The organism is Variovorax sp. H27-G14 (assembly GCF_046156345.1).
Taxonomy (GTDB): domain Bacteria; phylum Pseudomonadota; class Gammaproteobacteria; order Burkholderiales; family Burkholderiaceae_C; genus Variovorax.
Genome location: NZ_JAYLVN010000031.1, coordinates 1 through 25,287 on the forward strand (window position 1 = coordinate 1; position 25,287 = coordinate 25,287).

Consider the following 25,287-nt stretch of genomic DNA (forward strand, 5'->3'; position numbering starts at 1 on the left):
TGTCTTCTTTCTCTTGCCTGCATGCTCGGCATCCGAAAAACTGATCTGGCTCATCGTTGGCTCTCCTTCAGCTGGGTGATCAACGTTCAGGTCGGCAATCGGTGGACTTGATCAGACGTTCCCTAGGCGGCTTCGTTCAGGGCAACCCCTTCCTGGCCAGAGGCCCGGCACGCATCATCCTCAACGAAGTCAACGGCGGCGTGCCCAGCCAGTTGCGCGGTTATGTCGAGGTCGGCGGGCAGCGCGCCGAAGTGATCATTGCGAACCCCGCGGGCATCAGCGTGAGCGGCGGCGGCTTCATCAATGCGAGCCGCGCGACGCTGACCACCGGGGTGCCGCAGTTCAACGCGGCAGGCCAGCTCGACAGCTTTCTGGTTCGCGGCGGCACCGTCACCATCGACGGCGCAGGCCTGGACCTGAGCAGGACCGACTACGCAGCCATCCTGGCGCGTGCCGTGCAGGTCAATGCCGGCATCTGGGCCAGCGAACTCAAGGTGGTGACGGGCGCCAACCAGGTCTCGGCCGATCACGGCCAGGTCACACCCGTTGCTGCAAGTGGCGCTGTGCCAGGCTTCGCGCTCGACGTGGCTGCGCTGGGCGGCATGTATGCCCAGAAGATCAGCCTGATAGGAACCGAAGCCGGGCTGGGCGTGCGCAACGCGGGCAGCATCGGCGCCGGCGCGGGCGGGCTGGTCGTGACCGCGGCGGGACGCCTTGAAAACATCGGCACCATCGAAGGCCCGAGCCTGCAGCTGAGCACGCCCGGCGACATCGACAACCGCGGCGGCACGATCCGCCAGACCGGCATGGCGGGGCTGACGATCGGCTCGGCCGTGTTGAGCAACACCGGTGGTGGGGTGATCGGTGCGCAGGCTGTGGGTGCAGGCGCAGGCCCGGCAAATTCTGGAAGTGCGAACCCAGGCAGCACCAGCCCAACGAGCGGCCAAGGCATGGCGACATCGCTCGCAACAGACAGCGGCAACGCCGCAGGTGAAGGCTCATTCACGCCCGCCGTCTACACCCCGCCCGCACCCGGCGCCATCACCGCGGGCGGCACCATTTCCAACGACGCAGGCCGCATTTATGCAGGCGGCCCCATCCCGCTGAACACGCCGCAAATCGACAACGCAGGCGGCACGCTGAACGTCGTGGCGCTGGCCGTTACCGGGCCCAAATTCAGCAACGCGGGAGGCACGCTGAACGTCAGCCGCAACTTCAGCGCCGATGTGGCACGGCTGGACAACAGTGGCGGCACCTTGCGCGCGAGCAGCGTGCAGATCCACACCACGGGCGACCTGGTCAACGTCGACGGCACCCTCGCCAGCGCCAGCGACACGCAACTGACGGTGGGCGGCAAGGCCGACAACACGCGCGGCACTGTTTCTGCCGTGGGGGCACTGAGCGCAGACGTCGCGGGCGCGGTCGACAACACCGCCGGCACCTTGCTTGCGAACAACAACGTCGCACTGAAGGCCGCATCGCTGGACAACGGCATGAAGGGCAGCGTTCAGTTGGCACAGGGCGCGACGCGGCTGAACGTCGCAGGCGCGCTGAGCCAGGGCGATGGCGCGGTCGGTGCAGCCACCGACCTGAGCGTCAGAGCGGGCGCGCTGAACAGCAGCAACGGCGGCAGCCTGCGCGGCGCAAACGACGTCGATCTGCGGGTCGGTGGTGCGCTGGTGAACGGCGGCAGCATCACGGCGGGCCGCAACACCACCATCTCGGCGGGGAGCGTGACGTCGGGCAGCACGGGGGTGCTGGGGGCGGGTGTGGGCAGTGATGGAACGCTGGGGGGTGTGGGCGAGTTGCGGGTGACCGCTTCCGGTGCGCTGGTGGCCAATGGGACAAACCTCGCCGCAGGCAACACCACCCTTCAAGGTGCGAGCGTCGAGCTCTCGGGCAGCCAGACCCAAGCGGCGAACATCGCCCTCACGGCGACGCAGGGCGATGTGCGCACCACCGACAAGGCCAAAATCGTCACGCCCGGCACCCTGAGCATCACGGCCAATGCTCAGCCCCGGCAAACCTTTGTCAACGGCGCCGGCAAGCTCACTGCGGGCCGGCTGGACCTGAAGGTCTCCAACCTCACCAACGCGCGCCTCGGCGAGATCGTGCAGACGGGCGCCGAAGCGGCCACCGTGCTGGCCGTCTCAGGCACCTTGAACAACGACGGCGGGCGCATCGCCAGCAACAGCCAGGATCTGAGCCTGAGCGCGGCCACGCTCGGCAATGCGAGCGGAAAGATCGAGCACGCGGGCGCGGGCACCTTTCGCATTTCGGGCGGCAGCTACGCCGGGGAGGGCGGGCACATCACCGGCAACGGCGCGCTGGTGGTGGACGTGGCCCGCAGCTTCGATCAAGACCACGGCCAGACCCACGCCGGCCAGATCACCATCGACGCCGGCTCGTTGAGCAACCGAGGCGGCAAGATTCTGGGCAGCGCGTTGTCGGTGAACACCCGTGGCGGCGCGCTGGACAACAGCACCAAGGGAACGATGTCGGCCGCGGGGCCCGTCACGCTGCGCTCGGGTGCATTGAACAACGACGCAGGCCTGATCCAGTCCGGCGGTTCATTGCACATCGACACCAACCGCGAAACACTGACCAACACCAACGCGGCCAACTACAAAGCCCTGCCTGAAGACAAGACCGGAGGCATCGTCAGCGCAGGCCCGCTCACCCTGAAAACGGGCAAGGTCGAGAACAGTGCGGGCGCCATCGCATCGAAGGGCGCGCTGAGCGCCGACACGCTGGCCTTCACCAACACGGCCAGGGGCGAGGTGATCGGGCGCTCCACAGTGACCATCGACACCCACGGTGCCGGTTACGACAACGCCGGCGGCCAGACGGTGGCCGCTGGCGATCTGCGCCTGAACGCAGGCGCCGGAACGATCGGCAACAAGGGCGGATTGATCCGCTCGGGTGCAAGCGCCATGCTCGACGCCGCCAGCGTCGTCAACACAGACACGTCGGATGCGCAGCAAGGCATCGAGGGCAGAAACGTCACCGTCACCAGCAGCGCGAGCGTGAACAACACGGCGGGACGAATGTCCGCCGTGGAAACGCTGCGCATCAAAGACCCGAACGCGGCCAACCCCGCCGGCAGAACCCTGTCTGTCACCAACACCAATGGCGTGCTCATGGGCGGCCAACCCTCTGCGCTCGACGCGGACGGCACAGTGACAAAGGGTGTCGGGGGCGTCTTCATCGAGGCCAAGTCCTTCAGCGGCGACGGCCGCATCGCCTCGGCCAACGACCTGGGCATTGCGCTGGGAGAGGACGCCACGAACAACCAGCAGCTCGGCGCGAGCGGCAACCTGACCTACAAGACCAGCGGCAAGTTCACGAACAACGCCAAGCTCTCCGCGGGGCGCACGCTCAGGGTGGAAGGCGACAGCATCGACAACAATGCCGGCGCTGAAATGTCGGGCAAGGACACCGTGGTGAGCGCCACCAAGGTGCTTGTCAACCGAGGGCTGATCGACAGCCAGGGCGCGACGCAGATCGACGCGGGCACGCTGAACAACATCGGCACGGGCCGCATCTACGGCGATGCCGTGTCCGTGGCGGCCGGCACGCTCAACAACCAGGCCGAGACCATCGACGGCGTGACCAGGGCCGCCACCATTGCGGCACGCAAGACGCTGAACATTGGCGCGGGCACCGTCAACAACCGCGAGCACGCGCTCATCTTCAGCGGCGGCGCAGCCCCCAAGGCCCTGAACATCGGCCGCGAACTCGACGCGAACCGCCAAGCCACGGAGAGCGGCGGCGTGCTGAACAACGAGAGCGCACGCATCGAGTCGCTGGGCGGCATGACCATCTCCATGGGGCAGATCAACAACGTGGACACCCGCGTCAAGCTGGGCACGCCGACGATCACCAAGGAGTTCGCCCGAACCATCGGCGTGGAAGGTATCGGCTTCTTCAAACTGGAGGACATTGCCTACGCGCCGGGCAAGCCCAATCTCACGCTACGCAACCCCGGCGGCCCATGGCGGGCTGCCAACGGCCACGTCTGGGGGCTCTGGGACAGCACCGTTGCCACCACGACTGACAACGCAGTCGACGCCGACCCCGCCGTCATCGCCGCCGGTGGAGACATGACGCTCAACGGCGCTGGCGTGAACCGCAACAGCCGCATCACCGCCGGCGCAACCTTGACGGCTCCCGGCATCGGCAATGAGGCATTGCAGGGCGAGGTCACGACGCAACGCGCGTCCATCGTGCATTGGCGTGCCACCAAACGCAGCCCGGACGTCATCGAGCCCGTCACCCGAGTAAGCAAGGACGTCGGCGCCTATGTCAAAACCGGCAACCTCAACGCCACCCGGGGGTACGACGCGGGCAATTCTCCCGGCGGCGCAACCGGTGGCCAGGGCGTCGTCACCATCGTCGAAGTGCCGGCCAATGTGGGCATGGTCGTGCAGCCCGGCTGGCGCAAGGCTGGCGCAGCCGTCGGCGACAAGAGCAACGCCAGCACCAGAACCAGCACCAGCCAGACCATCCCGATGGTCGTGCGCACCAGCACCCCGCGCACGGCCGTTCCCCAGGCCAGCCTGTTCAACCTGAACAGCGGCCCGCGCGGCTACCTGGTAGAGACCGATCCGCGCTTTGCGAACTACCGAGCCTGGCTGAGCAGCGACTACCTTCTGAACAACCTCGGGCTCGACCCCAACACCACCCTCAAGCGCCTGGGCGACGGCTTCTACGAGCAGAAGCTCATTCGCGAACAGGTGGCCCAGCTCACCGGCTACGGCTACCTGGGCGGCCACTACAACGACGAGGCGCAATACACCGCCTTGATGAACAACGGCGCCACCTTTGCAAAGCAGTACGGCCTGCGCCCCGGCATTGCGCTGACAGCGGCCCAGATGGCGCAGCTCACCAGCGACATCGTCTGGCTGGTCGAGCAGACGGTGACGCTGCCCGACGGCAGCACCCAGAGCGTGCTGGCGCCGCAGCTGTACGTGCGCGTGCGGCCCGGCGACATCGACGGTTCAGGGGCGCTGCTGAGCGCGGACGCCACCTTCATCGAAGGCACGGGCGACCTGGCCAACACCGGCACCATCGCCGGGCGCACGCTGGTGAAGATCGACAAGGACAACGTCAACAACATGGGCGGGCGCATCGCGGGCGGCGACGTCGATGTGCATGCCAGGAAGGACATCAACAACACCGGCGGTCGCATCACGGCCGAAGACTCCGCGGTCTTGAAGGCCGACCGCGACGTCAACATCGAGACCACCACCCGCACACAGGACGGGCTGTTTGCGAGCAGGACCAACATCGACCGGGTGGCCGGGGTGTACGTGAGCAACCCGGGCGGCTCGCTGATCGTCAACGCGGGCAACAACGTCAACCTGATTGGCGGCGTGCTGTCGAACACGGGCAAGGACAGCTTCACGTCTGTCACTGCGAAGAAGAGCATCAACCTGGGCACGGTCACCGAGGCGAGCCGCATGGCTGTCGTGGGGGCGAAAAGGACGTATCGCGAGGCGTCCAGCAAGGAGACCGGCAGCACCATCACCGGCAACGGCACCGTGCTGCTCAACGCGCTGGGCGGGGACATCAACGTGCGAGCTTCCAGCATCGCGGCCGGGCCGGGTGTGCTGGGCCTCACGGCGGCGGGCGACATCAACATTTTTGCGGATGAAGAAACCCGCTCGACGGCAGACCAGCGCCAGGACAAGAAAAAACGCATCCTCAAAACCACCACCACCACGACCACCACCGACAGCGAAGAAGAGTCCACCACCAGCATCGCCAGCCGCTTGTCGGGCGGATCGGTCGGGCTCTTTGCTGACGGCGACATCAACGTGGTGGGCAGCGACATAGAAGCGCAGAAGAACGCACTCATCAAAGCCAAGCGCCGCGTGAACATCGTGTCCTCGACGGACAGCACGTCCAGCAGCGTGGACACCGCGCGCACCACCAAGGGCCTGTTCGTCCCCAAACTCACCGATTCGAACATCGACCGCAAGCGCGTGCTGCAACAGCATGCGGACGTGTCGAGCCAGACGCAGCGCGCATCCAACATCACCGCCGGGGAGAACCTCACCGTCATTGGAGACGAGGAGGTCACCGTCTTCGCAAGCCACCTGGGCGCGGGCGAAGACTTGTACGTCAAGGGCGGCAAAGTGCGCATGCTGAGCGGCCTGAACGAATCGAGCATCGAGAGCGGCACCAAGACCTCCAGGCAATCCATCGGCACGACTGGCATGCCCACGCGCACAGGCACGGGCATGAACGGCAAGTCGAACGTGACCGACCGCGTGTACGAGACCACGCTCGCACCGACCACGCTCAGCGGCAAGAACGTCAAGCTCGAGGCGACCGAGGGCGACCTGACGCTGGCGGCAGCTCAGATTCGCGCGGAAGAAAAAGTGACGCTGAGCGCCGTGAACGGCAAGCTGAACATGGCGCTGGTCAAGACCGCCAAAGAGGTGAGCCAGAAGCGCGGCGAGAGCGACCCGCTGTACCAGCGCACACGCGAGACCGGTTCGTATGAAGAGAGCGCGAACTACACGCGCATCGACAGCGCGAGCCTGGCGCTGAAAACGCCCAAGGTGAACGTGGAGTGGGGACAGAAGCCGGTCAAGGAGCAGAACGGAGCCGCCGCGCAGCAGACCCTGGAGCAGGTGCTGGCCGTTCAGCGCAACCAGCCCGGCATGGGCTGGCTGGAGCAGGTGCAGAACGACGCAGCGCTCAACAAACTGCAGATCGACTGGCAAAGCGTGCCGCTGGCGCAGCGGGAGTGGGCGCAGAAGCAGGGCAGCCTGACGCAGGCCGGTGGGGCGGTGGTGGCGATCGTGGTGGCGGTGCTGACTTGGGGCGTGGCCAGTGGGGTGGGGGCTGCAGCGAGCAGCGGCTTGAGCGGTGCGACCGCGACAGTGGCCAACGCGGCCGTCAGTGCGGCGGTGTCGAGCATCGCCTCGCAAGCGGCGGTGGGCCTGATCAACAACAACGGCGACATCGGCAAGGTGATACAGGAGCTGACGTCCAAGCAGGGCGTCAAGAGCATCGTGACCGCGATGGCGACTGCGGGGGTGCTGCAGGGGCTGAACATCGGACTGGGGATGGAGGGCTACACCGCAGCCAATGTCGGAACGACGCTGGCGGATGGGACCACTGTGGGGTGGGCGCAGGTGCTGCAGCGCAACCTGATCAATGGCGTGTCGGCAAGCATCGTTCACTCGGCGATCCAGGGCACGAGCGTGGAGCAGGGGATCAAGAACGGGTTGCTGACTGGGCTGCTGAACACCGCGGCTTCAGGAAGTGCGAAGTGGATCGGCGAGAACGGGCCGGACGGAAATCAGAACCTGAACCGACTGGCGGCAGAGGTTGCGCATGCGATTGCCGGGTGTGCAGTGGGTGCGGGTCGGGCGAGTGGCGGTGGTGGCGCGAGCGGAAGTGCCGGGTGCAAAGCGGGCGCCGTCGGCGCATTCGCAGGGCACCTGACAGGCCAGCTCTACAACCCGAACGCTGACCCTGAATACGCGGAACGGACCATCAAGCTGGGGCAGATGGTGTCGGGGGTTGCGGGGGCGTTGGTTGGGGGGACGCAGGAGGCGGCGGATATTGCTGCGGCTGCTGGGCCAATGCGGTAGAGAACAACTGGATGAGTCGGCCAGATCGAGGGACGCTGGATGGCTTGACGGAAAAATGCAAGTCTGAATGTTCAGATGAAGAGAAATCGAGGCGAAATTCCCTTGCCCTTAAAGACAAAAAATCGGATGCATTGCTTGCACAGTGCGTTGAAAATATGACGTCTTTTTGTACGGGTGTGTGGAAAAGATATCTGAACGATATGACGACCTATGATTCAACTACACACTTTTCAAGTGATTTGAATGGATACCAGTCGGGGAACTTGGTATTGCCAGGATTCCATGACTATGCGATTAAATCCCAAGCGTGTACTGTCGGTGAGAGCGGTTGTACGATGGATAAAGTTTTCGAGGCGCTAAAAATGTATCCCGCTCCATCCCGGTTTGCAACGCCAGATCGGCAAGTCGGAATAAAAACTGGAGATCGGTCTTTTGCACTAGGTGTCGGTGAAGTAACTCACTGGGTGGGAAATTACACGATTACAAATACAACAATTACGGGCCTGCATTTGCTAAACCCAGGAGTGGTGATCAGAAGTGTGGAACAAGAGGGGAATTCTATTGTTGTCGTTACGCGTGGATACGGCGAGGGGCTGTTTCCCTTGCTTAATGGCGGAAAAGCAGCCCAATGGATTTGGGGGAAGTACACGGATGGAAAGATAAAAGACTACTTAAAAAAATGATGCCTTATGAAAATCGCCAAGCTAACCCCAATCATCTTGTTGCCAATTCATTTTTTCGTCTACTTGACTGCGGCTAACTTTAGGTTTTTTTCTTTTGATTTTGATGCTATTTACCTGGGTTGGTTTTTCGGGCTCTTTTTTTGGTGGATTTTAGTTTATCCAATTTACAATATTTTGGGTGCTGGTGGAAAGGTTGTTCTTTGTTTTTCAATATTAGTTCCATTGGTGGCTGCGCTTGCTGCGTACGCTAGTTTTTCATTTGACATTACGCCGGGTGTAACTGCGGTTTCTGGTTCAAAAGTTTATGTGGAAAATGGCGTCTACACAGATTCTTACGCGAGAGAAATTCGTTGGAAAATTGTCGCATCAATCGTCGGCGTATTGATTGAGGCTCCATTTTTTTATAATTTTTTGAACTATCAAAAAAGCAAAAAATAAAAATGCGAGTGGCCGATGAATTTCCCTGAAATGGCGCTTCGATTCCGAGGCACGAGCGTGGAGCAGGGGATCAAGAACGGGTTGCTGACTGGGCTGCTGAATACCGCGGCTTCAGGGAGCGCGAAGTGGATCGGTGAGAACGGGCCGGACGGTCTTGAAGGAAGCCAGAACCTGAACCGACTGGCGGCAGAGGTTGCGCATGCGATTGCTGGGTGCGCAGTGGGCGCGGGTCGGGCGAGTGGCGGTGGTGGCGTGAGCGGAAGTGCGGGGTGCAAAGCGGGCGCCGTCGGCGCGTTCGCAGGGCACCTGACCGGCCAGCTCTACAACCCGAACGCTGACCCTGAATACGCGGAGCGGACCATCAAGCTGGGGCAGATGGTGTCGGGGGTTGCGGGGGCGTTGGTTGGGGGGACGCAGGAGGCGGCGGATATTGCTGCGGCTGCTGGGGCCAATGCGGTAGAGAACAACTGGATGAGTGGTGCGCAGAAGAAACAGCGCGCTGCCGAGTTGGCGACTTGCGGCAAAGGCGCAGCTGCCTTGAGCTGCCAGCTCAAAGTGGCTGAGCGTTGGATTCAGGTGGATGCGAGCCAGCAAGTCGTGTTCGACAACTTGACGGCCGCAAAAGACAGGGTCGTGGTCAATCCCACCCCTGCGAACCTGGCCGCGCTCGATGACGCTATCGCGGGCATGGCGAGCCTGTTCGGAGGGTTCGAGGCCACGGGCGACAAAGGAGCAGGCCGTACCCTGAGCGCGGCGCTGGTGCCTGCGGTGCTTCTCAGAGGACAAAGTTGCGCGGTGATGCAAGGTGCCTGCGGCCCGATCACGCTGAGCACCACGGAACGCCATGTCGTGGGTCAGGCCTTCAGCGATTTCGGATTCGCGGCCGATGGAAACCTTGGCGCGGGCAATCTGCGGAACATGCAGGCCATCGGGGAGGCGATTGCTTCGGGCGGCGCGTCGACATGGAAAGCGATTGCGGACGCATCCAAGGGCCTGAGCGATGCGACCAAGCTGGTGCTGCGACCAGCGAGCGGCGGCGCCACTGCCGCTGCGGCGGCCGGCGAGGTACAGGTGCCAAGTACGGTGGCGAAGCTGCCTGGTACTACGGATGGGACTGCGAGCAGTCCTTACAGCAGTGAAGGGGTGAAGTACGGGACCAGTGCGGCAACTGACGCGGCTGGCACTGCTGTCCCTACTGTGCCGAGCGTGAGGGTCGGTGCAGGGCGGCTAACAGGCTCAGAAATTCCATCAAATTTCACCTCGCTCTTATTGGAGCACAACACTCAAATCGGAATAAGAAATAGCAAAGCAGGAACGATTTCTGGGGCTCACAATCACGATTCTTTTTTGGAATCTATAGAGATTACAGGTGCAAAAATATTAAACAAAATAACTGATGTTCGCTTTCCAGGGCTCGTGGAATACACTTATCAGCTTCCTCGGGTTGATGCCAAAGGGGACTTAATTGGAGGTTACAAGCCGCCCTCGACTAAAACCACTTATAAGTCAAGCGTAATATCGGATAATAAAATTGCAGAACTCTCATCCCGGGCGGCAATTGAAGCCGAGTTGATTTTAAAGGGAGATCTTTCCCTGCAAAATTTAAGCGTAAAAGTCGATGGCTATTATTTTCAGGTCACGCGAAATAAGAAGACAAATGAAATTACAAATTCTTTTGTTACAATGCCTCCGAGGAGTAAGCAGTGAAAGATAAGATTTGGCTGGAAAAGTTAAAAGCAAAATTTGCCGCCAGTGCAATTTATAGCGATGACTTTTATGACTTATTAAATGAGGCGGTGATCGATAAAAGGATTAGTTTTGCTGGTATTTTATTTGATGCCGCAAAGGGGCATGGCTGCCGAGTTAGCGAAGGGTTTTTTTATTCACTTGATCAGGATTGGGATAATCCCTCCGAGTTCGATGGCGTCGCGTTTTTTATTGGCGATATTGAAAGCTCGGTGATGCCAGTTAAAGATTATCTAGCCTTGATAAAGATTGCAGCTGAGGTGTATTTGGAGTCGTTTCCAGAGGAAATGAAAAGAATTTTCGATTCTTTAGAAGAGATCGAAAAACGATATTCTTGAATGACTCTTTCTAGGATGGTCTGCGCAACGTAGTCCGAAACGCTGAAAACAAAGAGAAGCGCAGATTAAAGACCACTAACCCGGCGCGAGCTGCGACGAATAGTCCAGCGCCAGCATAGCCAGTCGCTCGTCAGTTTACTGGATGGAAACTGACTCTAGGAAGACCTCGGCTTGAAATTATTAAAAAAATGGAGTATTGCGGCGGGTAAACTCATTATAAATTTGACTCATTCATTTTTTAATAATGAGTTTCCCCCGGAAGATTTTTCCAATGGATTTATTAATCAATGGAATTTTGAGCGAGGCGATGGGGTCTTGAATATTAACGACCCCAAGATGAGCGCGGCGCTACCCACCAAATTTTTAGCGGATACGTTCAATGGCGATGATCATCGTGAAATTTATGAATTGAGTGAATGAAAATTAGGGATCGAAATGGGGCGGGTGCCGATAGAGGTGGGGTTTTAAATTTCTTCTTAATTCTGACCTGACCAAATCAATGTGAGCCGAATATTTGCAGGAAAATAATCAAGCGAGCAAGGTGCAGTTGTCGCTTCAATATCAGACGGCATGAATGAAATTCATGTGCCAAAAGACATCACTCTTCCAAAGGTGCGTTGAGGATTTATTCGATGAGAGTATCAAAAGATTTTGGGATTGTTATTAGGCGAGAAGCTATCCGTCAAAGATCAATGGATTTATTTCCGGTGATGAAGGAGTTTTAATTTGAAAAGTATTTCGACGAGTCAGCAGCCTTCGTGTCGCTTGGGCAGTTCTTCGGGGGAGATAGCGCAGAGAGTTGTATGAAGTCACTGGAGAGGCAAGGTTTAGTCTATATCGACGATTTTTTTATTATGGAAGGCTATTTTCCAGCTTGGTGCAGGGTTGAAGTATTTGATGTTGATGGTGGAAATCCGTTATGACGCAAAATAAATACCCTCCTTGGCTGGACAAATCGAAAGATGGCGCCATTTTCGAAATGGATGCTATTAGATGAATATGAAACTTCGACGAGTCAACTGAATAGTTCCTGATGTGCGTGGCGTGAGTAATTCAGCGCGTCCAGCAGCGTGGACACCACGCGCACGACCAAGGGCTTCATCGCTCCAAAAATCACCGACGCGAGCCTCGACCGCAAGCGCGTGCCGCAACAGCATGCGGCGGTGTCGAGCCAGAAGCAGCGCCCATCCGACGTCACTGCCGGCGAGAACCTCACCGTCATCTGAGACAAGAAGGTCACCGTCGTCGCGAGCCACCTGGACGCGGGCGAAGACTTGTACGTCAAGGGCGGCGCAGTGCGCATGCTGAGCGGCACGAACGAATCGAGCATTTAAAGCGGCACCAAGACCTCCAAACAATCATTCGGCTCGACGGGCAACCCCAAGCGTTCAGGCAAGGGCATGAACGACAAGTCGAACGAGACCGACCGTGTGTACGAGACCACGCTCGCACCGCCTGGATGACAACGCAGGCTCATCCCCGAGTTACGATTTCCGACCAAAACGTTGCGCCCCGAGCGACAGCGTCAAAGAAGCGATAACCCCAGGGAGCCGCCCAGCGCGGAATGCATGAAGCTCATCCACATCACCATGTGCGCCGTGGCGGCGTTGCTCGTTGCGGGCTGCGCGTCCCCGAGCCGCCCGCCGACGCCCATCGTCGGCAGCCTCGTCGAGCACAGTCTGCTGCGCGTCGACGACCAGGTGTCCTTTGCCTTGGAAGACGGGCCCGAGACGCGCAACCTCACGGTCGCGTGCAATGCGCCGCAGGCGTGGTTGCTCTACTCGGACTTGCGCACCGGACGCAGCTACCCGGTCACGGCCCGGCGTTACGGCGTGCGCAAGGAGCTGGGCGAGGTTCAGTCGCAGGCCCTGTCGGTATTGCCGGCATGGCCCGCGGTGCAGCGCGCATGCCGCGCCGCACCGCCCGACTGGCGCGAGGTGCAACGCAGCCCCGACGGCACCGTCACGCTCATCGACATCGCAAACATCGAAACATCGGGCGATGCATTGCTCTTCTGGGGCGCTTTCGACTATCCGCGGATGGACTTCGACCCGCCTTACCGGGCCCCCTTCGGTCAGAAGCGCGAGCGCTTCAGGCTCGCGTGCCAATCGCAGTCCTACGCGCAGGTGAGCGGCTTCGACATCGATGAGCGTGGCCGCGTCACCGACGGGCGGGTCGATGGCGACAAGGCCAAATCGTCGGTGGTCGGCGGCGACACCAACGAGGACTACAAGGCGTTGTTCAAGGCGGCCTGCGGCAGCGCGTCGGCAGTCAAGGCGCTGCCTGCATTTGCGCCTCGCGCCAAGGTAATGCCCGATGCCGCAGGCCTGACGACGCCGAGCCCGGCGGTGATGAACGCCGTTTCGCAGCTCGGACTTTCGCCGGCGCCCAAGCGCCTCAAGCGCGTCGTGCTGGAAGGCACCTTTACCCGCGACGGCAAGACCTTGCCGACCCGCAGCGAACTCTTCATTGCACCGGATGGCGCCCCCTCCACCCCTGCCACCCCCTCCACCCCTGCCATGTTCCGAACCCGTACGAAGTCCGCTACCGGTTCCGCGAACGGCACGTGGGCGCAAACCGCTTCGTTGCTGGGGCTGGTCAATCTGAGCAGCTTCGTCAACTTTCTCCCCGGCACCGACACGATCAGCCGGGCAACGACCGACCTCGCATTGACCGGCGACTGGCAACGCATGGCGGTCGGCTCGGAGCTGCGCTACGCCACGAAGACGCTGAGCCTGTTCAGCATGATCGGCGGGGTGACCTACGACTACACGACGGTCTGCAAGGTCGTGGGTGCGGGCGCAGCCTCTGAACTGCATCCCGATCTGAGCGGCGATGCCAGGCGCCTGGAGTGCCGCATGGCACCGGACTCGCTCGACCGCACCGACACCTATGTCTACCTGACCGACTACGGCTATGCGCTGCAGGTGGGGGAGGCCGCGGCCAAGCCGCCTTCCGCAGGCGTCAAGAAGATTACGGCGGTCGAACAATGAGCGCCGTCATCGCCTGGCAGCGCACGCTGCTGCGCCGCCTTGTACTGCTCGCGGCCTGCGCAGGCACGCTCGCTCTTGTGGCCTGCGGCTCCAGCCCCAAGACCCCACCGCCGCTCCCCACCGTCACCCGCATCATGGTGATCCCCGTGGCGCCCATCGCCAAGCTGCACACCGAGAACAAGGGCATTCCCCTGGGCGTGCTGTGGCAGTCGATAGCCGATCGCGTGAAGGGGGCGGACTTCAACGAGCGCATGGAGTCCGTGCGCAAGGACATGGGGCCGAAGCTCACGGCGGCGCTGGTCGAACAATTGAATGCGCAGGGCTACCAGGCGCAGGTGCTCGAAGGCGTGGTGCGGCCGGCGGGCTCGCCGGACAACATCGATCTTGCGAAGCTGCCGACGTCGCTGCCCGTGCTGCATGTGTATTTCAACGAGGTGGGCATGCTGTCGGCGCGTTTCTCCAACGACTACGTACCGCGCGTCAACGTGAGCGGCTATCTGATGGGCAGCAGGAACGACGACACCGTGTGGACAGACACGATCTACTACGGCGCCGACGCAAGCGGCGACACGCCGACCAGCGTGCCAGGCAATCCGGCGTATCGCTGGTCGAGCTTCGGCGAGATGGTGGGGCAGCCGCAAGCGGTAGCCCAGGGCTACGACGCGGCAGTCACCGCACTGGCGTTGCGCATCGCGAAGAACGTCCGGGCGAGCACCTCGCCGCCACGCTGACGCAACGCCATTGAAAAAGGGCACCGAGGTGCCCTTTGCTTTTTTTGACGAGGCAGGTGTTCCTGCCTTCAGCGCTCAGCGCCCGAACGAACGGCCACCACCACCACCACCGCCGCCGCCGCCACCGGAACGGCCGCCACCGCCGCCGCCGCCGCCGTAGCCACCGCCGCCACCACCCGAACGGCCACCGCCGCCCGAACGGTTGCCGCCGTAGCCGCCACCACCACCACCACCCGGGCGACCGCGACCGCGGCCGGCACCCATGTGGTCAACGCTCGTGCGCAACGGATCCGGCTGGCCTGCTGCACCGCCTTCGACCGCTTCGGCACGCAGGTGCGCGACCTGGTTGGCTTGCGTCGGGCTGTGGCTGTTGCCGTGATGGCGCGGTTGGCGCTCGTCATGCGGCTGATGGGCCTGCTGCTGGTGCGGTGCATGGTGCGGCGTGCGTGCCGGACCTTGCGGGCCGCGCCCTTGAGGCGCGCGAGCGCCGGGACCGCGCGGGCCCTGGCCACCACCGCCGCCACCACCACCGTTGGCGCTGCGCCCTTGACCGCCGCCCTGGCCCTGGCCGCCACCGCGGCGTTGACCGCCACCGTTGCCACCACCACCACCGCCGCCGCCGCCGCCGCCATTGCCGCCACCCTGGCCGGCCTTGTTCTCACGGATGCGCGACAGCATCTCGGTGCGCGCCGCCTTGGCAGCGGCCTGCATCACGTCGCGGCTCGGCGGACGGCCGGCGCCGCCCCAGATCGTCTGGCGACCCATGGCGATCGGCTCGGCGCGTTCGCCGTCTTCAGGACCGAAGCCCTCGACGGTCTGCACGGGAATCGTCTGCTTGGTGAAGCGTTCGATTTCCTGCATGAAGCCTTCTTCGTCCAGGCACACGAAGCTCACTGCCTCGCCGCTGGAACCGGCGCGGCCGGTGCGGCCGATGCGGTGAACGTAGTCTTCGCTGACGTTCGGAATTTCGTAGTTCACCACGTGCGGCAGTTCGTCGATGTCGATGCCGCGGGCAGCGATGTCGGTGGCCACCAGGGCGCGGATGTCGCCGCTCTTGAAGCCGGCCAGCGCCTGCGTGCGTGCGCTCTGGCTCTTGTTGCCGTGCAGCGCCATCGCCTCGATGCCGTTCTTGGTGAGGAACTCGGCCACGCTGTTGGCGCCGAACTTGGTGCGCGTGAACACGAGCACCTGGCTCCACTTGTTCTCGTTGATGATGTGCGCGAGCAGTGCCTTCTTCTTGCCGCGGCCCACCGGGTGGATCACCTGGGTGATGCGCTGCACGGTGGTGTTGCGCGGCGTGACCTGGATGCTTTGCGGGTTCTTCAGCAGCGTGGCGGCCAGGTCGCGAATTTCGTCGCTGAAGGTGGCCGAGAACAGCAGGCTCTGCTTTTCCTTGGGCACCAGGGCCAGGATTTTCTTCACGTCGTGAATGAAGCCCATGTCCAGCATGCGGTCGGCTTCGTCCAGGATCAGGATCTGCACCTGGCTCAGGTCCAGCATGCCTTGCTGTTGCAGGTCGAGCAGGCGGCCTGGGGTGGCCACGAGGATGTCGACACCCTTCTTGAGCTTGCTGATCTGCGGGTTCATGCCCACACCGCCAAAGATCACGGTGGAGTCGAGCTGCAGGTACTTGCCGTACGTGCGAACCGATTCCTCGACCTGCGCGGCCAGTTCACGCGTGGGCGTGAGCACCAGGGCACGAATGCCGATGCCGCCGAACTTGTTGGTGGCGCTGCGGCTCATGGTGAGCTTGTGCAGCATCGGCAGCGTGAAGGCGGCCGTCTTGCCGGTGCCGGTTTGCGCGCCGCCCAGCAGGTCGTGGCCTTCGAGCACCGCGGGAATAGCTTGCGCCTGGATGGGGGTAGGGGTGTCGTAGCCGTGCTCGTGCACAGCCTTCAAGATGGCGGGAGCCAGCTTCAGTTCATCAAAATTCATTGGAAACAATAAGCGCCATACACGGCGCAGTGGCATCGGCCCGCCAGGCGTCTTTGGCGACGCAAGGCCAGTCAAGGCAGATGAAGGTCAGGGGTGGGAGCCGGAAAACCTGTTGTGAGAAGGGTCTTCTTCGTCCCCGGCAGAGAGCCGGTGTAGCGGGCAACTGGACCCGGCAACGTTGACTATTGTCGCATGAGTCGATAATCAGTGGTTTGCCGCGCCCGAATGCTTTGTTCTGGCGACCGCGCTTTCCCCCATCTTTTGTACCCAAGGTAACTTTCCACACATGGCTCAATACGTCTATTCGATGAACCGTGTCAGCAAGACCGTGCCGCCGAAGCGGCAGCTCTTGAAGGACATTTCGCTTTCGTTTTTCCCCGGCGCCAAGATTGGCGTGCTCGGCCTGAACGGCTCGGGCAAGTCCACCCTGCTGAAGATCATGGCCGGCGTGGACAAGGAGTTCGAGGGCGAGGCCCTGCCCATGCCGGGCATGACCATCGGCTACCTGGAGCAGGAGCCCAAGCTCAACAACGAGCACACGGTGCGCGAATCGGTCGAAGAGTCCATGGGCGCGGTGTTCGCGGCCAAGGCGCGTCTTGAAGAGGTCTACATCGCCTATGGCGCGGAAGACGCCGACTTCGACGCGCTGGCCGCCGAGCAGGCCCAGCTCGAAGCCGTGATCGCCACCGCCGGCACCGATTCCGAGCACCAGCTCGAAATTGCCGCCGACGCGCTGCGCCTGCCGCCGTGGGACGCGAAGATCGGCCTGCTCTCAGGCGGCGAAAAGCGCCGTGTGGCCCTGTGCCGCCTGCTGCTGTCCAAGCCCGACATGCTGCTGCTCGACGAGCCGACCAATCACCTGGACGCCGAATCGGTCGAGTGGCTCGAAGTGTTTCTGCAGCGCTTCACCGGCACCGTGGTGGCCATTACCCACGATCGCTACTTCCTGGACAACGCCGCCGAATGGATCCTGGAAATGGACCGCGGTCGCGGCATTCCATGGAAGGGCAACTACAGCACCTGGCTCGAGCAGAAGGGCGAACGCCTGGCGCAGGAGCAAAAGGGCGAAGAAGCCCATGCCAAGGCCCTGAAGAAGGAACTCGAATGGTCGCGCCAGAACCCGAAGGCGCGCCAGGCCAAGAGCAAGTCCCGTCTCGCCCGCTTCGAAGAGCTGAGCGACATGGAATACCAGAAGCGCAACGAAACGCAGGAAATCTTCATTCCTGTGGCCGAGCGACTGGGCCAGCAGGTGTTCGAGTTTCACGGCGTGAGCAAGTCCTTCGGCGACCGCATGCTGATCGACAACCTGAGCTTCACGGTGCCGCCAGGTGCCATCGTCGGCATCATCGGCCCGAACGGCGCCGGCAAGTCGACGCTGTTCAAGCTGCTCGCGGGCAAGGAACAGCCGGACGCCGGCCATGTGGTGATCGGCTCGACGGTCAAGGCGGCTTTTGTCGACCAGCACCGCGACGAGCTCGCCAACCAGAAGACCGTGTGGGAAGACATCTCGAACGGCCTGGACATCATCAACGTCGGCAAGTTCCAGATGGCCAGCCGCGCGTATGCGGGCCGCTTCAACTTCAACGGCGCGGACCAGCAGAAGAAGGTCGGCACGCTGTCGGGCGGTGAGCGCGGTCGCTTGCACCTGGCCAAGACGCTGATTGCCGGCGGCAACGTGCTGATGCTCGATGAACCGTCGAACGACCTGGACGTGGAAACCTTGCGCGCACTGGAAGATGCGTTGCTCGAATTCGCCGGCACCGTGATGGTCATCAGCCATGACCGCTGGTTTCTCGACCGTATCGCCACGCACATCCTGGCCGCCGAAGGCGACAGCCAGTGGACCTTCTTCGACGGCAACTACCAAGAGTACGAAGCCGACAAGAAGAAGCGTCTGGGCGAAGAAGGCGCCAAGCCCAAGCGCATGCGCTACAAGGCGCTGAAGTAACTTTCAGTCTGCTTCGACAAGAGCGCGCGGTTCCGCAAGGGGCCGCGCGTTTTTTTCATGGGGCGCTGCAAACTAGGTGGAAGGCGCGAGCAGATCAGCGTCGATCCAGCCGCGCAGGCTGTTCACGAAGGCCAGGGCCTGCACGCGGGGCAGGTCGTCCACCCGCACGACCGCTTCGGCAAGCTGGCCGCTGTGCAGCCGCACGGCACGGCCGATGCCGCCCAGCAGGCCGCAGCGCAGCGGCGGCGTGACCCAGCGGCCGTCGAGCCGCAGCGCGATGTTGCCGCGCGTGCATTCGGTGATCTCGCCATCGGGGTTCCACAGCAGGGTGTCGAACACGTCAGGCGAGGTCGCTGCGTCGGGCGCGAAGGCGTCGTATTGCGCGCGGTGCGTGGTCTTGAAACGGGTGAAGTCGCCGTGGGCTTCCTCGAATGCGTGCGTGGCCAGTTGCAGCTTCACGCGCGAGGGGGCCGCTTGCATCGCGAAGGCCTCGGCGCGCGGCTGGCCTTGCGCGTCGAGCAGCAGGCGCACGCGCCACATGCCCGTGGGGTGACGTGCCTTCAGCCCATCGAGGCAAGCCGCCACCTGCACCGCGTTCCACGCACGGCCGAAGTGCAATGCCGCACCCGCCATGCGCGCCAGGTGCGCGGGCGCATCGCGCAGTTCACCGTCGACCAATGCAAGTGTTTCGAGCAGGTCGAACACGGGCTCCGCAGGCCGGCTCGCACGCTCCAGAAAGGCCCGCTTGTGCCGCCATTCGTCCCACTCGGCATCGGCCTGCGCGTCGGCGGTGATGCCGCTGCCGATGCCGCAGCGCGCCTTGCCGCCGCGCAGCGTCACGGTGCGAATCGGCACGTTGAAGGTCGCATGCCCACCGGGCCGCACGATGCCCAGCGCGCCGCAGTACACGCCGCGCGGCTCGGGCTCCAGCGCACGGATCATGCGCATCGCGCTCACCTTCGGCGCGCCGGTGATCGAGCCGCAGGGGAACAGCGCCGCGAACATGTCGACCAGCGTGGTGCCGTCGCGCACCAGCGCCTGCACATCCGACGTCATCTGCCACACGGTGGGCAGCGCCTCGGTATGGAACAGGCGCGGCACGCGCACCGAGAAGGGCTGGGCAATGCGCGAGAGGTCGTTGCGGATCAGGTCCACGATCATCACGTTCTCCGCACGCTCCTTGGGCACGGTGCGCAGCCGCTGTGCCAGCGCTTCGTCTTCGGCCGGCGTTGCGCCGCGCGGCGCGGTGCCCTTCATGGGGCGCGTGAGCACCTGCTCGCCGTGCCAGTCGAAGAAGAGCTCGGGCGACACCGACAGCACCTGCTCCTGGCCGCTGTCGATGAAGGCGGTGTAGCCGCCGGGTTGTGCCCTTTGCAGCGCAAGGAACAGGGCCTGCGCGTCGCCATGGAAGCCAGCTTTCAGCGCGGCCGTGTAGTTGAGCTGGTAGAGCTCGCCGTTCGCAATGGCGTGGTGAATGGCTTGCACCTGCCCATCGAACTCGGCGCGCGAGAGCGTGGCTTGCCAGTCGAGCGAGGGCGGCTGCTGCGAAGCGGCCGGTGCCTGCGGCCAAGGCAGCGCCTCGTCGTGCACGCCGAACCAGGCCAGCGGCCCATCGCCGTTCGCATGCACCGTGAAGGCCGCATCGAAAGCCGCAGCCGCTTCATAGCGCAGATAGCCGACGCACCACCGGCCTTTACGCGAAGCCGCTTCCACGGCCTCGAGCACGGGCTTGACCTCGGCCGCCGTGTGCGCCGCCAGCACCACAGACGGCGCGCCGAAAGCCAGGCGCAGCCGCTGCGCACCGCCGTGCGGGTCCGCGAAATCGATCAGCGCATGCAGGGCGGGCGGCGGGTCGTCACGCCGCATCGTTGGCTGCGTTCACCGGTTCGCTGTTGCCCGCGGGCGCGTTGCGCGCCAGCACCCGCTTGCGCACCGCATAGATGTTGTTGCGCAGCGCGTAGAGCTCGTCCGCATACGACAGCGGCACCGCCACCTTGTTGACCGTGCGGTCGAGCTGGTCGAGGTCGTCCAGCAGGGCCTTCTGCTCGCTTTGCTTCACCTCGGTTCCGGCATCGACCTTGGCCTCGATGTCGCGCAGCCGCGCGTACCAGCGGAACACCCGCCGGCGCACGCGGAACTGGTACAGCGGCGGCACCACGCGGCTCAGCGGCAGCATCAGCACCAGCAGGCCGCCCAGCACCAGCCACATGCGCTCGATGAGGTTGCTGGCCCAGAACGGCATGTAGCGCTTCCACACCGGCGGCGTGCCGTTGATGGCGCGGTCGCCCTCGGGGCTCACCGGCAGTTCGCTGGTGCGCGTGTTCGGAAAGTCACGCGCCCGGTTGAACCAGCCCGCGCCGCTGTGCACCGTCTGCGCTGTTTCCGCGAACAGCTGGCGCAGGGCAGGGTGGGTTTCTTCGCGCGACAGCAGCGAGGTGGTGGCCGCGAGCAGCGTCACGTCGTGCGGCGGCAGGTCTTTGGACAAGTCGACCACGCCGCGCGGCAGCGTCACGGCCGACAGAAACGGAAAGCGCCGCGAGTAGGCGTCGGCCTGGCCAAAGTCCATCAGCTTGATGTCGTCCGAGCGCAGCAGGCGCTGCACCTGCGGCGACTGCGGTGCCGACGACAGCACGATCACGTCGAGCAGCCCGGCCTCCAGCGCGCCCACGGCCGCGCCCTGCTCCAGGTTGGACAGCAGCAGGTCGTCGGGGCCGAGCTTGTTGGCCTTGAACAGGCGCTCCATGATTTCCGGCAGCCCGCTGCCCTGCAGGTCGACGTTCACGCGCAGGCCGCGCAGTTGCGTGAGCGAGCCCAGCGTGCCGGTCTTGCGGTCGATCTTCTGCGCCGTGTCGGCGCGGTAGAACAGCCAGATGGGTTCGTAGAACAGGCTGCCCAGCGAGTTGAGGCCGGCCTCTTCGTCGGCCTTGGGGTCGGCGCTGCCGCCGCGCACAAAGCCCACGTCGGCGCCGCCGTTGCGCAGCAGCTCCAGGTTCTCGGTGGAGCCCGAGGTGGGCTTCAGCTCGACCTCGATGCCGGTGTGCTTCAGCGCCTCCGCGTAGCGCTTGCCAAACTGCGCGTAGGCGCTGCCCGTGGGGCCGGTGGCCAGCGTCACGTGCTTGGGCGGCTGCGGCTGCAGGTACCAGTAAGCCGCAATCAGCAGGCCGATGACGATGAACACGATCGGCCCGGCCGAGGCAATCAGGTCCCGGATCGACAGCAGGATCAGCTTGAGTGTCTTGGGCATGGCCATGGTGTGTGCTTTCAGCCGCGCGGCGCGCCAAGGTCGGCCACGCACGGAATGTGCAGCTCGCCCACCGACACCGTGCGCGCCGCATGCACCGCGCGCAGCGTGGCAATGGCCACCGCCTCGGCCGCCATGGTGCTCAGCACCGTCATGCCGGGCGCATTGCCTTCTAGCGGCACGCGGCCGGTGGCCAGCGCAAAGAGGGTGTCGCCGTCGCTCATGGTGTGCACCGGGTTGATGGCGCGCGCCAGGCCGTCGTGCGCCACGGTGGCCAGCCGGTTGGCTTGCACCTTGGTCAGCACCGCGTCGGTGGCGATCACGCCGATGGTGGTGTTGGTGCCCGCGAGCAGCGGCTTGGGCAGCTCGCCGCGCAGCAGTGCACGGCGCGTGTCCAGCAGCGCGGTGCCGTCTTCGGTGCGCGCGCCGGCCACGGGCTGGCCGGTGTTGTGGTCGATCACGTCGCCCAATGAGTTGACTGCAATCAGCGCGCCCACCGTGACCCCGCCGACCGTGACCGACGCCGTGCCCACGCCGCCCTTCATCGCCCGGTGCACGCCAAAGAGCTTGCCCACGAGCGCGCCGGCGCCCGCGCCCACATTGCCTTCGGCGGGCGCCGCGGTGCTGGCGGCCTCGCAGGCCGCGTAGCCCGCGGCGGCGTCGGGGCGAATGCGCGCGTCGCCCATCGGCAGGTCGAACAGCACGGCCGCGGGCACGATGGGCAGGGTGCCAAAGCGCACGTCCATGCCGATGCCGCGCTCTTCCATCCAGCGCATCGCGCCTTCGGCCGCCGCCAGGCCCCAGGCGCTGCCGCCCGCGAGCATCACGGCGTGAACGTGCTGCACCAGGTTGCCGGGCGCGAGCAGGTCGGTCTCGCGCGTACCGGGCGCCGCGCCGCGCACGTCCACCCCGCCCACGGCACCGTCGCGGGCCATGACCACGGTGCAGCCTGTGGGGCGGCGGGTGTCGGAGAAGTGGCCGACTTCGATGCCGGCGACGTCGGTGATGGAGCCGGCGTCAGAAGCCGGGGAAGGAGAAGGGTGCGAGGAAGGAGTGGGGGCGGACATGGCGGCAGATTATGGGACCGCACCCTGCGCGGTTCGTGGTGTGACGGTTGCAAGAAGTTTCTCGGTGGCCGACACGCGCCGCCACGAGGCGGTGATCGGCGCGGGTGCGATGGGCTGCGCCACGTCAGTTCGCCGGCGCGATCGAAATCACCGTCAGCGCACCGTCGACCTTGTCCGCCGTGAACTGCACCTTGTCGCCCGGCTTCACCCGCGCAAGAAACGCCGGGTCTTTCACGCGGAAGACCATGGTCATGCCGCTCATGTCGAGGTTGGGAATGTCGCCGTGCTTCAGGGTGATTTTCTTGGCGTCGGTGTCCACCTTGCGGACCTCGCCTTCGACGGACGGCAGCGCGGCCTGGGCGAAGGCGGCGGTTGCCAGCAGGGCGGTGGAGAGTGCGGTGGCAAGGGAAACAGCGAGTTTTTTCATGGCGGGTTTCATGTGTCGGGTTGCAGGTCGGTTCATCGGTAGCTTTGATAGACGCGCGTGCTGCCGTCGGCCAGCACCAGCAGCACGTCGTACGGGTCGCGCTGGTCGCCGTAGGCCGGGCCATCCATGCCGGGCGAGCCCACCGGCATGCCCGGCACCGCGAGGCCCACCGCCTTGGGCTTTTCCTTGAGCAGGCGCTGCACTTCGCGCGCGGGCACGTGGCCCTCCAGGGCATAGCCGCCCACCACGCCGGTGTGGCACGAGCCCAGCTTGGCCGGCATGCCCAGGCGGGTGCGCGCGGCGCTGTTGCCTTCGTCGTGCACGCGCGTGGCAAAGCCGTTTTGGTTGAGGTGCTTCACCCAGTCCTGGCAGCAGCCGCAACTCGGGTCCTTCCAGATTTCGACCATCGGCGCGGCGGCCAGGGCCAGGGGTGTGAAAGCGCTGACGGGCAGGCCGGCGGCCAGCGTCAGCAGGGTTCTTCTTTGCATGTCGATGTGCTCCTTGATAGGTGTCCGTGGTGGGGTCGGTGTTGGGTTCAGTGGTGGGTTCAGTGGTTGTGGGCGCCATGCCCGGAGGGCTTGCGCACGGTGGCGTCGGTGCGGTCTGCCGTGGACGGTGCGGGCGCGTTGCGCGTGGCCGCCGGCACGTTGGCGCCCTCGGCGTTCGGCACCTCGCGCGCTACCGTTCCTGCCGGGTGCTTGAACCAGCCGGGGTCGCGGTAGTCGCCGGGCTTCTGGTCGCGCCGCACTTTCAGCAGCGTGAACATGCCGCCCATCTCGGCGGGGCCGAAGGGGCCGGTGCCGGTCATCATGGGCAGGGTGTTGTCGGGAATGGGCATTTCCATGCCGCCCATGTCGGCCATGCCCTTGTCGCCCATCACCATGTAGTCGGGCACGAGCTTTCTGATTTTTTCGACCACGCCCTTGTGGTCGACGCCGATCATGGTGGGCACCTCGTGGCCCATCGGGCCCATGGTGTGGTGTGCCTTGTGGCAGTGCAGGGACCAGTCGCCTTCTTCGTCGGCAATGAACTCCATCTGCCGCATCTGGCCCACCGCCACGTCGACCGACACCTCTGGCCAGCGCGCGGTGCGCGGCACGGGGCCGCCGTCGGTGCCGGTCACCTCGAACTCATGGCCGTGGATGTGAATGGGGTGGTTGGTCATGGTGAGGTTGCCCACGCGAATGCGCACGCGGTCGCCCTGGCGCACGTTGAGCGTGTCGATGGCCGGGAACACGCGGCTGTTGAAGCTCCAGATGTTGAAGTCGGTCATGGTGTTGACCTTGGGCGTGGCGCTGCCGGGTTCCACGTCGAAGCTGCCGAGCAGAAAGCAGAAGTCGCGTTGCACGGTGTCGATGAGCGGATGTTTTTCTTTCGGGTGGGTCACCCAGAAGCCCATCATTCCCATGGCCATCTGCACCATTTCGTCGGCGTGCGGGTGGTACATGAAGGTGCCGGGCCGGCGCGCGGTGAACTCGTAGACGAAGGTTTTGCCCGGCGGAATGTGCGGCTGCGTGATGCCGCCGACGCCGTCCATGCCGTTGGGCAGGCGTTGGCCGTGCCAGTGCACTGTGGTGTGTTCGGGCAGGCGGTTGGTGACGAAGATGCGCACGCGGTCGCCTTCGACCACTTCGATGGTCGGGCCGGGCGACTGGCCGTTGTAGCCCCACATGTTGACCTTGAAGCCGGGCGCCATTTCGCGCACGACGGGTTCGGCGACCAGATGAAACTCTTTCACGCCAGCGTTCATGCGCCAGGGGAGGGTCCAGCCGTTGAGGGTGACGACGGGGTTGTAGGGGCGGCCGTTGGGCGGCATGAGCGGGGGGGCCGTTGCTGTCTCTTGTCGGGAGACGGGTTCGGGGAGGGCGGCCATGGTCGCTCGGCTGACGGCTGTTGCGGCGGCTGCTGTCGCGGCGCCTGCGAAGAAGTTGCGGCGGTTCATTTCAGGGTCTCTTCGTGTTTGTGTTCTTGGGCTTGCTGGTCAGGGCTCTGTTGTTCATGGCGCTGTTGTTCATGGCGCTGTTGTTCTGGGCGCTGTTGTTCAGGGCGCGTGCACAGGCCGCCGGGTACTCCCCTCCGCGAATGTCCCCCGCCTTCGGCTCCTCCTTTATTTCGCTGCGGGGAGCACCC

General features: G+C 63.8%; 17 protein-coding genes. 10 read left to right on the top strand and 7 right to left on the bottom strand.

The window, feature by feature from the left end; translation table 11 throughout:
* The first annotated feature begins 107 nt into the window (after positions 1-107).
* The 9 genes from VLK31_RS34295 (at position 108) to VLK31_RS34335 (ending at position 14,539) form a co-directional block, all read left to right on the top strand.
* Positions 108-7,610 (top strand): hemagglutinin repeat-containing protein, encoded by a 7,503-nt coding sequence (locus VLK31_RS34295; protein WP_409172961.1) that lies wholly within the window; start codon positions 108-110, stop codon positions 7,608-7,610.
* Between the two features lie 11 nt (positions 7,611-7,621).
* Positions 7,622-8,293: a hypothetical protein gene (locus tag VLK31_RS34300; RefSeq protein WP_409172962.1), complete on the top strand. Its 672-nt coding sequence runs from the start codon at positions 7,622-7,624 to the stop codon at positions 8,291-8,293.
* Between the two features lie 6 nt (positions 8,294-8,299).
* On the top strand, positions 8,300-8,731 hold the full coding sequence (locus VLK31_RS34305) for a hypothetical protein (RefSeq protein WP_409172963.1): 432 nt from the start codon (positions 8,300-8,302) through the stop codon (positions 8,729-8,731).
* Positions 8,732-8,746: 15 nt separating this feature from the next.
* Positions 8,747-10,438 (top strand): CdiA family toxin C-terminal domain-containing protein, encoded by a 1,692-nt coding sequence (locus tag VLK31_RS34310; RefSeq protein ID WP_409172964.1) that lies wholly within the window; start codon positions 8,747-8,749, stop codon positions 10,436-10,438.
* Positions 10,435-10,815, top strand: a complete 381-nt coding sequence (locus tag VLK31_RS34315; protein ID WP_409172965.1) for a hypothetical protein — start codon at positions 10,435-10,437, stop codon at positions 10,813-10,815. The genes VLK31_RS34310 and VLK31_RS34315 overlap by 4 nt, the downstream gene beginning before the upstream one ends.
* 171 nt (positions 10,816-10,986) lie before the next feature.
* A complete protein-coding gene (locus VLK31_RS34320) occupies positions 10,987-11,235 on the top strand; it encodes a hypothetical protein (protein WP_409172966.1) in 249 nt (82 codons plus the stop codon).
* A 650-nt stretch (positions 11,236-11,885) separates the two neighbouring features.
* The gene (locus tag VLK31_RS34325) at positions 11,886-12,041 is read left to right on the top strand and encodes a hypothetical protein (RefSeq protein WP_409172967.1); all 156 of its coding nucleotides are present in this window, start codon (positions 11,886-11,888) and stop codon (positions 12,039-12,041) included.
* 342 nt (positions 12,042-12,383) lie between these two features.
* A complete protein-coding gene (locus VLK31_RS34330) occupies positions 12,384-13,808 on the top strand; it encodes a hypothetical protein (RefSeq protein WP_409172968.1) in 1,425 nt (474 codons plus the stop codon).
* On the top strand, positions 13,805-14,539 hold the full coding sequence (locus VLK31_RS34335) for a hypothetical protein (protein WP_409172969.1): 735 nt from the start codon (positions 13,805-13,807) through the stop codon (positions 14,537-14,539). Before VLK31_RS34330 ends, VLK31_RS34335 begins: the two co-directional genes overlap by 4 nt.
* 75 nt (positions 14,540-14,614) lie before the next feature.
* Here VLK31_RS34335 and VLK31_RS34340 read toward each other — a convergent pair whose 3' ends face one another.
* Positions 14,615-16,474, bottom strand: coding sequence for a DEAD/DEAH box helicase (locus VLK31_RS34340; protein WP_409172970.1), 1,860 nt, complete (start codon positions 16,472-16,474; stop codon positions 14,615-14,617).
* A 286-nt stretch (positions 16,475-16,760) separates the two neighbouring features.
* On the opposite strand from VLK31_RS34340, the gene ettA reads away from it, so the two are divergent.
* Positions 16,761-18,422: an energy-dependent translational throttle protein EttA gene (gene ettA, locus VLK31_RS34345; RefSeq protein ID WP_409172971.1), complete on the top strand. Its 1,662-nt coding sequence runs from the start codon at positions 16,761-16,763 to the stop codon at positions 18,420-18,422.
* 72 nt (positions 18,423-18,494) lie between these two features.
* Here the strand turns inward: ettA and pabB are convergent, their stop codons facing one another.
* The 6 genes from pabB to VLK31_RS34375 form a co-directional block, all read right to left on the bottom strand.
* Entirely contained in the window at positions 18,495-20,288 is a 1,794-nt protein-coding gene (gene pabB, locus VLK31_RS34350) for an aminodeoxychorismate synthase component I (protein WP_409172972.1), read from the bottom strand.
* Positions 20,278-21,672, bottom strand: coding sequence for a TAXI family TRAP transporter solute-binding subunit (locus tag VLK31_RS34355; protein WP_409172973.1), 1,395 nt, complete (start codon positions 21,670-21,672; stop codon positions 20,278-20,280). The genes pabB and VLK31_RS34355 overlap by 11 nt, the downstream gene beginning before the upstream one ends.
* Before the next feature lie 11 nt (positions 21,673-21,683).
* Positions 21,684-22,730, bottom strand: a complete 1,047-nt coding sequence (locus VLK31_RS34360; RefSeq protein ID WP_409172974.1) for a P1 family peptidase — start codon at positions 22,728-22,730, stop codon at positions 21,684-21,686.
* A 124-nt stretch (positions 22,731-22,854) separates the two neighbouring features.
* A complete protein-coding gene (locus tag VLK31_RS34365; protein WP_409172975.1) occupies positions 22,855-23,157 on the bottom strand; it encodes a copper-binding protein in 303 nt (100 codons plus the stop codon).
* Between the two features lie 32 nt (positions 23,158-23,189).
* Positions 23,190-23,645: a DUF411 domain-containing protein gene (locus VLK31_RS34370; protein ID WP_409172976.1), complete on the bottom strand. Its 456-nt coding sequence runs from the start codon at positions 23,643-23,645 to the stop codon at positions 23,190-23,192.
* Positions 23,646-23,704: 59 nt separating this feature from the next.
* Positions 23,705-25,099: a multicopper oxidase family protein gene (locus VLK31_RS34375; RefSeq protein ID WP_409172977.1), complete on the bottom strand. Its 1,395-nt coding sequence runs from the start codon at positions 25,097-25,099 to the stop codon at positions 23,705-23,707.
* Positions 25,100-25,287 lie beyond the last annotated feature (188 nt).

Coding starts and splice junctions, on each gene's coding strand:
- VLK31_RS34300 (WP_409172962.1), top strand. CDS start 7,622: ATGAGTCGGCCAGATCGAGGGACGCTGGATGGCTTGACGGAAAAATGC.
- VLK31_RS34310 (WP_409172964.1), top strand. CDS start 8,747: ATGAATTTCCCTGAAATGGCGCTTCGATTCCGAGGCACGAGCGTGGAG.
- VLK31_RS34355 (WP_409172973.1), bottom strand. CDS start 21,672: ATGGCCATGCCCAAGACACTCAAGCTGATCCTGCTGTCGATCCGGGAC.
- VLK31_RS34305 (WP_409172963.1), top strand. CDS start 8,300: ATGAAAATCGCCAAGCTAACCCCAATCATCTTGTTGCCAATTCATTTT.
- VLK31_RS34365 (WP_409172975.1), bottom strand. CDS start 23,157: ATGAAAAAACTCGCTGTTTCCCTTGCCACCGCACTCTCCACCGCCCTG.
- VLK31_RS34330 (WP_409172968.1), top strand. CDS start 12,384: ATGAAGCTCATCCACATCACCATGTGCGCCGTGGCGGCGTTGCTCGTT.
- VLK31_RS34375 (WP_409172977.1), bottom strand. CDS start 25,099: ATGAACCGCCGCAACTTCTTCGCAGGCGCCGCGACAGCAGCCGCCGCA.
- VLK31_RS34335 (WP_409172969.1), top strand. CDS start 13,805: ATGAGCGCCGTCATCGCCTGGCAGCGCACGCTGCTGCGCCGCCTTGTA.
- pabB (WP_409172972.1), bottom strand. CDS start 20,288: ATGCGGCGTGACGACCCGCCGCCCGCCCTGCATGCGCTGATCGATTTC.
- VLK31_RS34340 (WP_409172970.1), bottom strand. CDS start 16,474: ATGAATTTTGATGAACTGAAGCTGGCTCCCGCCATCTTGAAGGCTGTG.
- ettA (WP_409172971.1), top strand. CDS start 16,761: ATGGCTCAATACGTCTATTCGATGAACCGTGTCAGCAAGACCGTGCCG.
- VLK31_RS34360 (WP_409172974.1), bottom strand. CDS start 22,730: ATGTCCGCCCCCACTCCTTCCTCGCACCCTTCTCCTTCCCCGGCTTCT.
- VLK31_RS34370 (WP_409172976.1), bottom strand. CDS start 23,645: ATGCAAAGAAGAACCCTGCTGACGCTGGCCGCCGGCCTGCCCGTCAGC.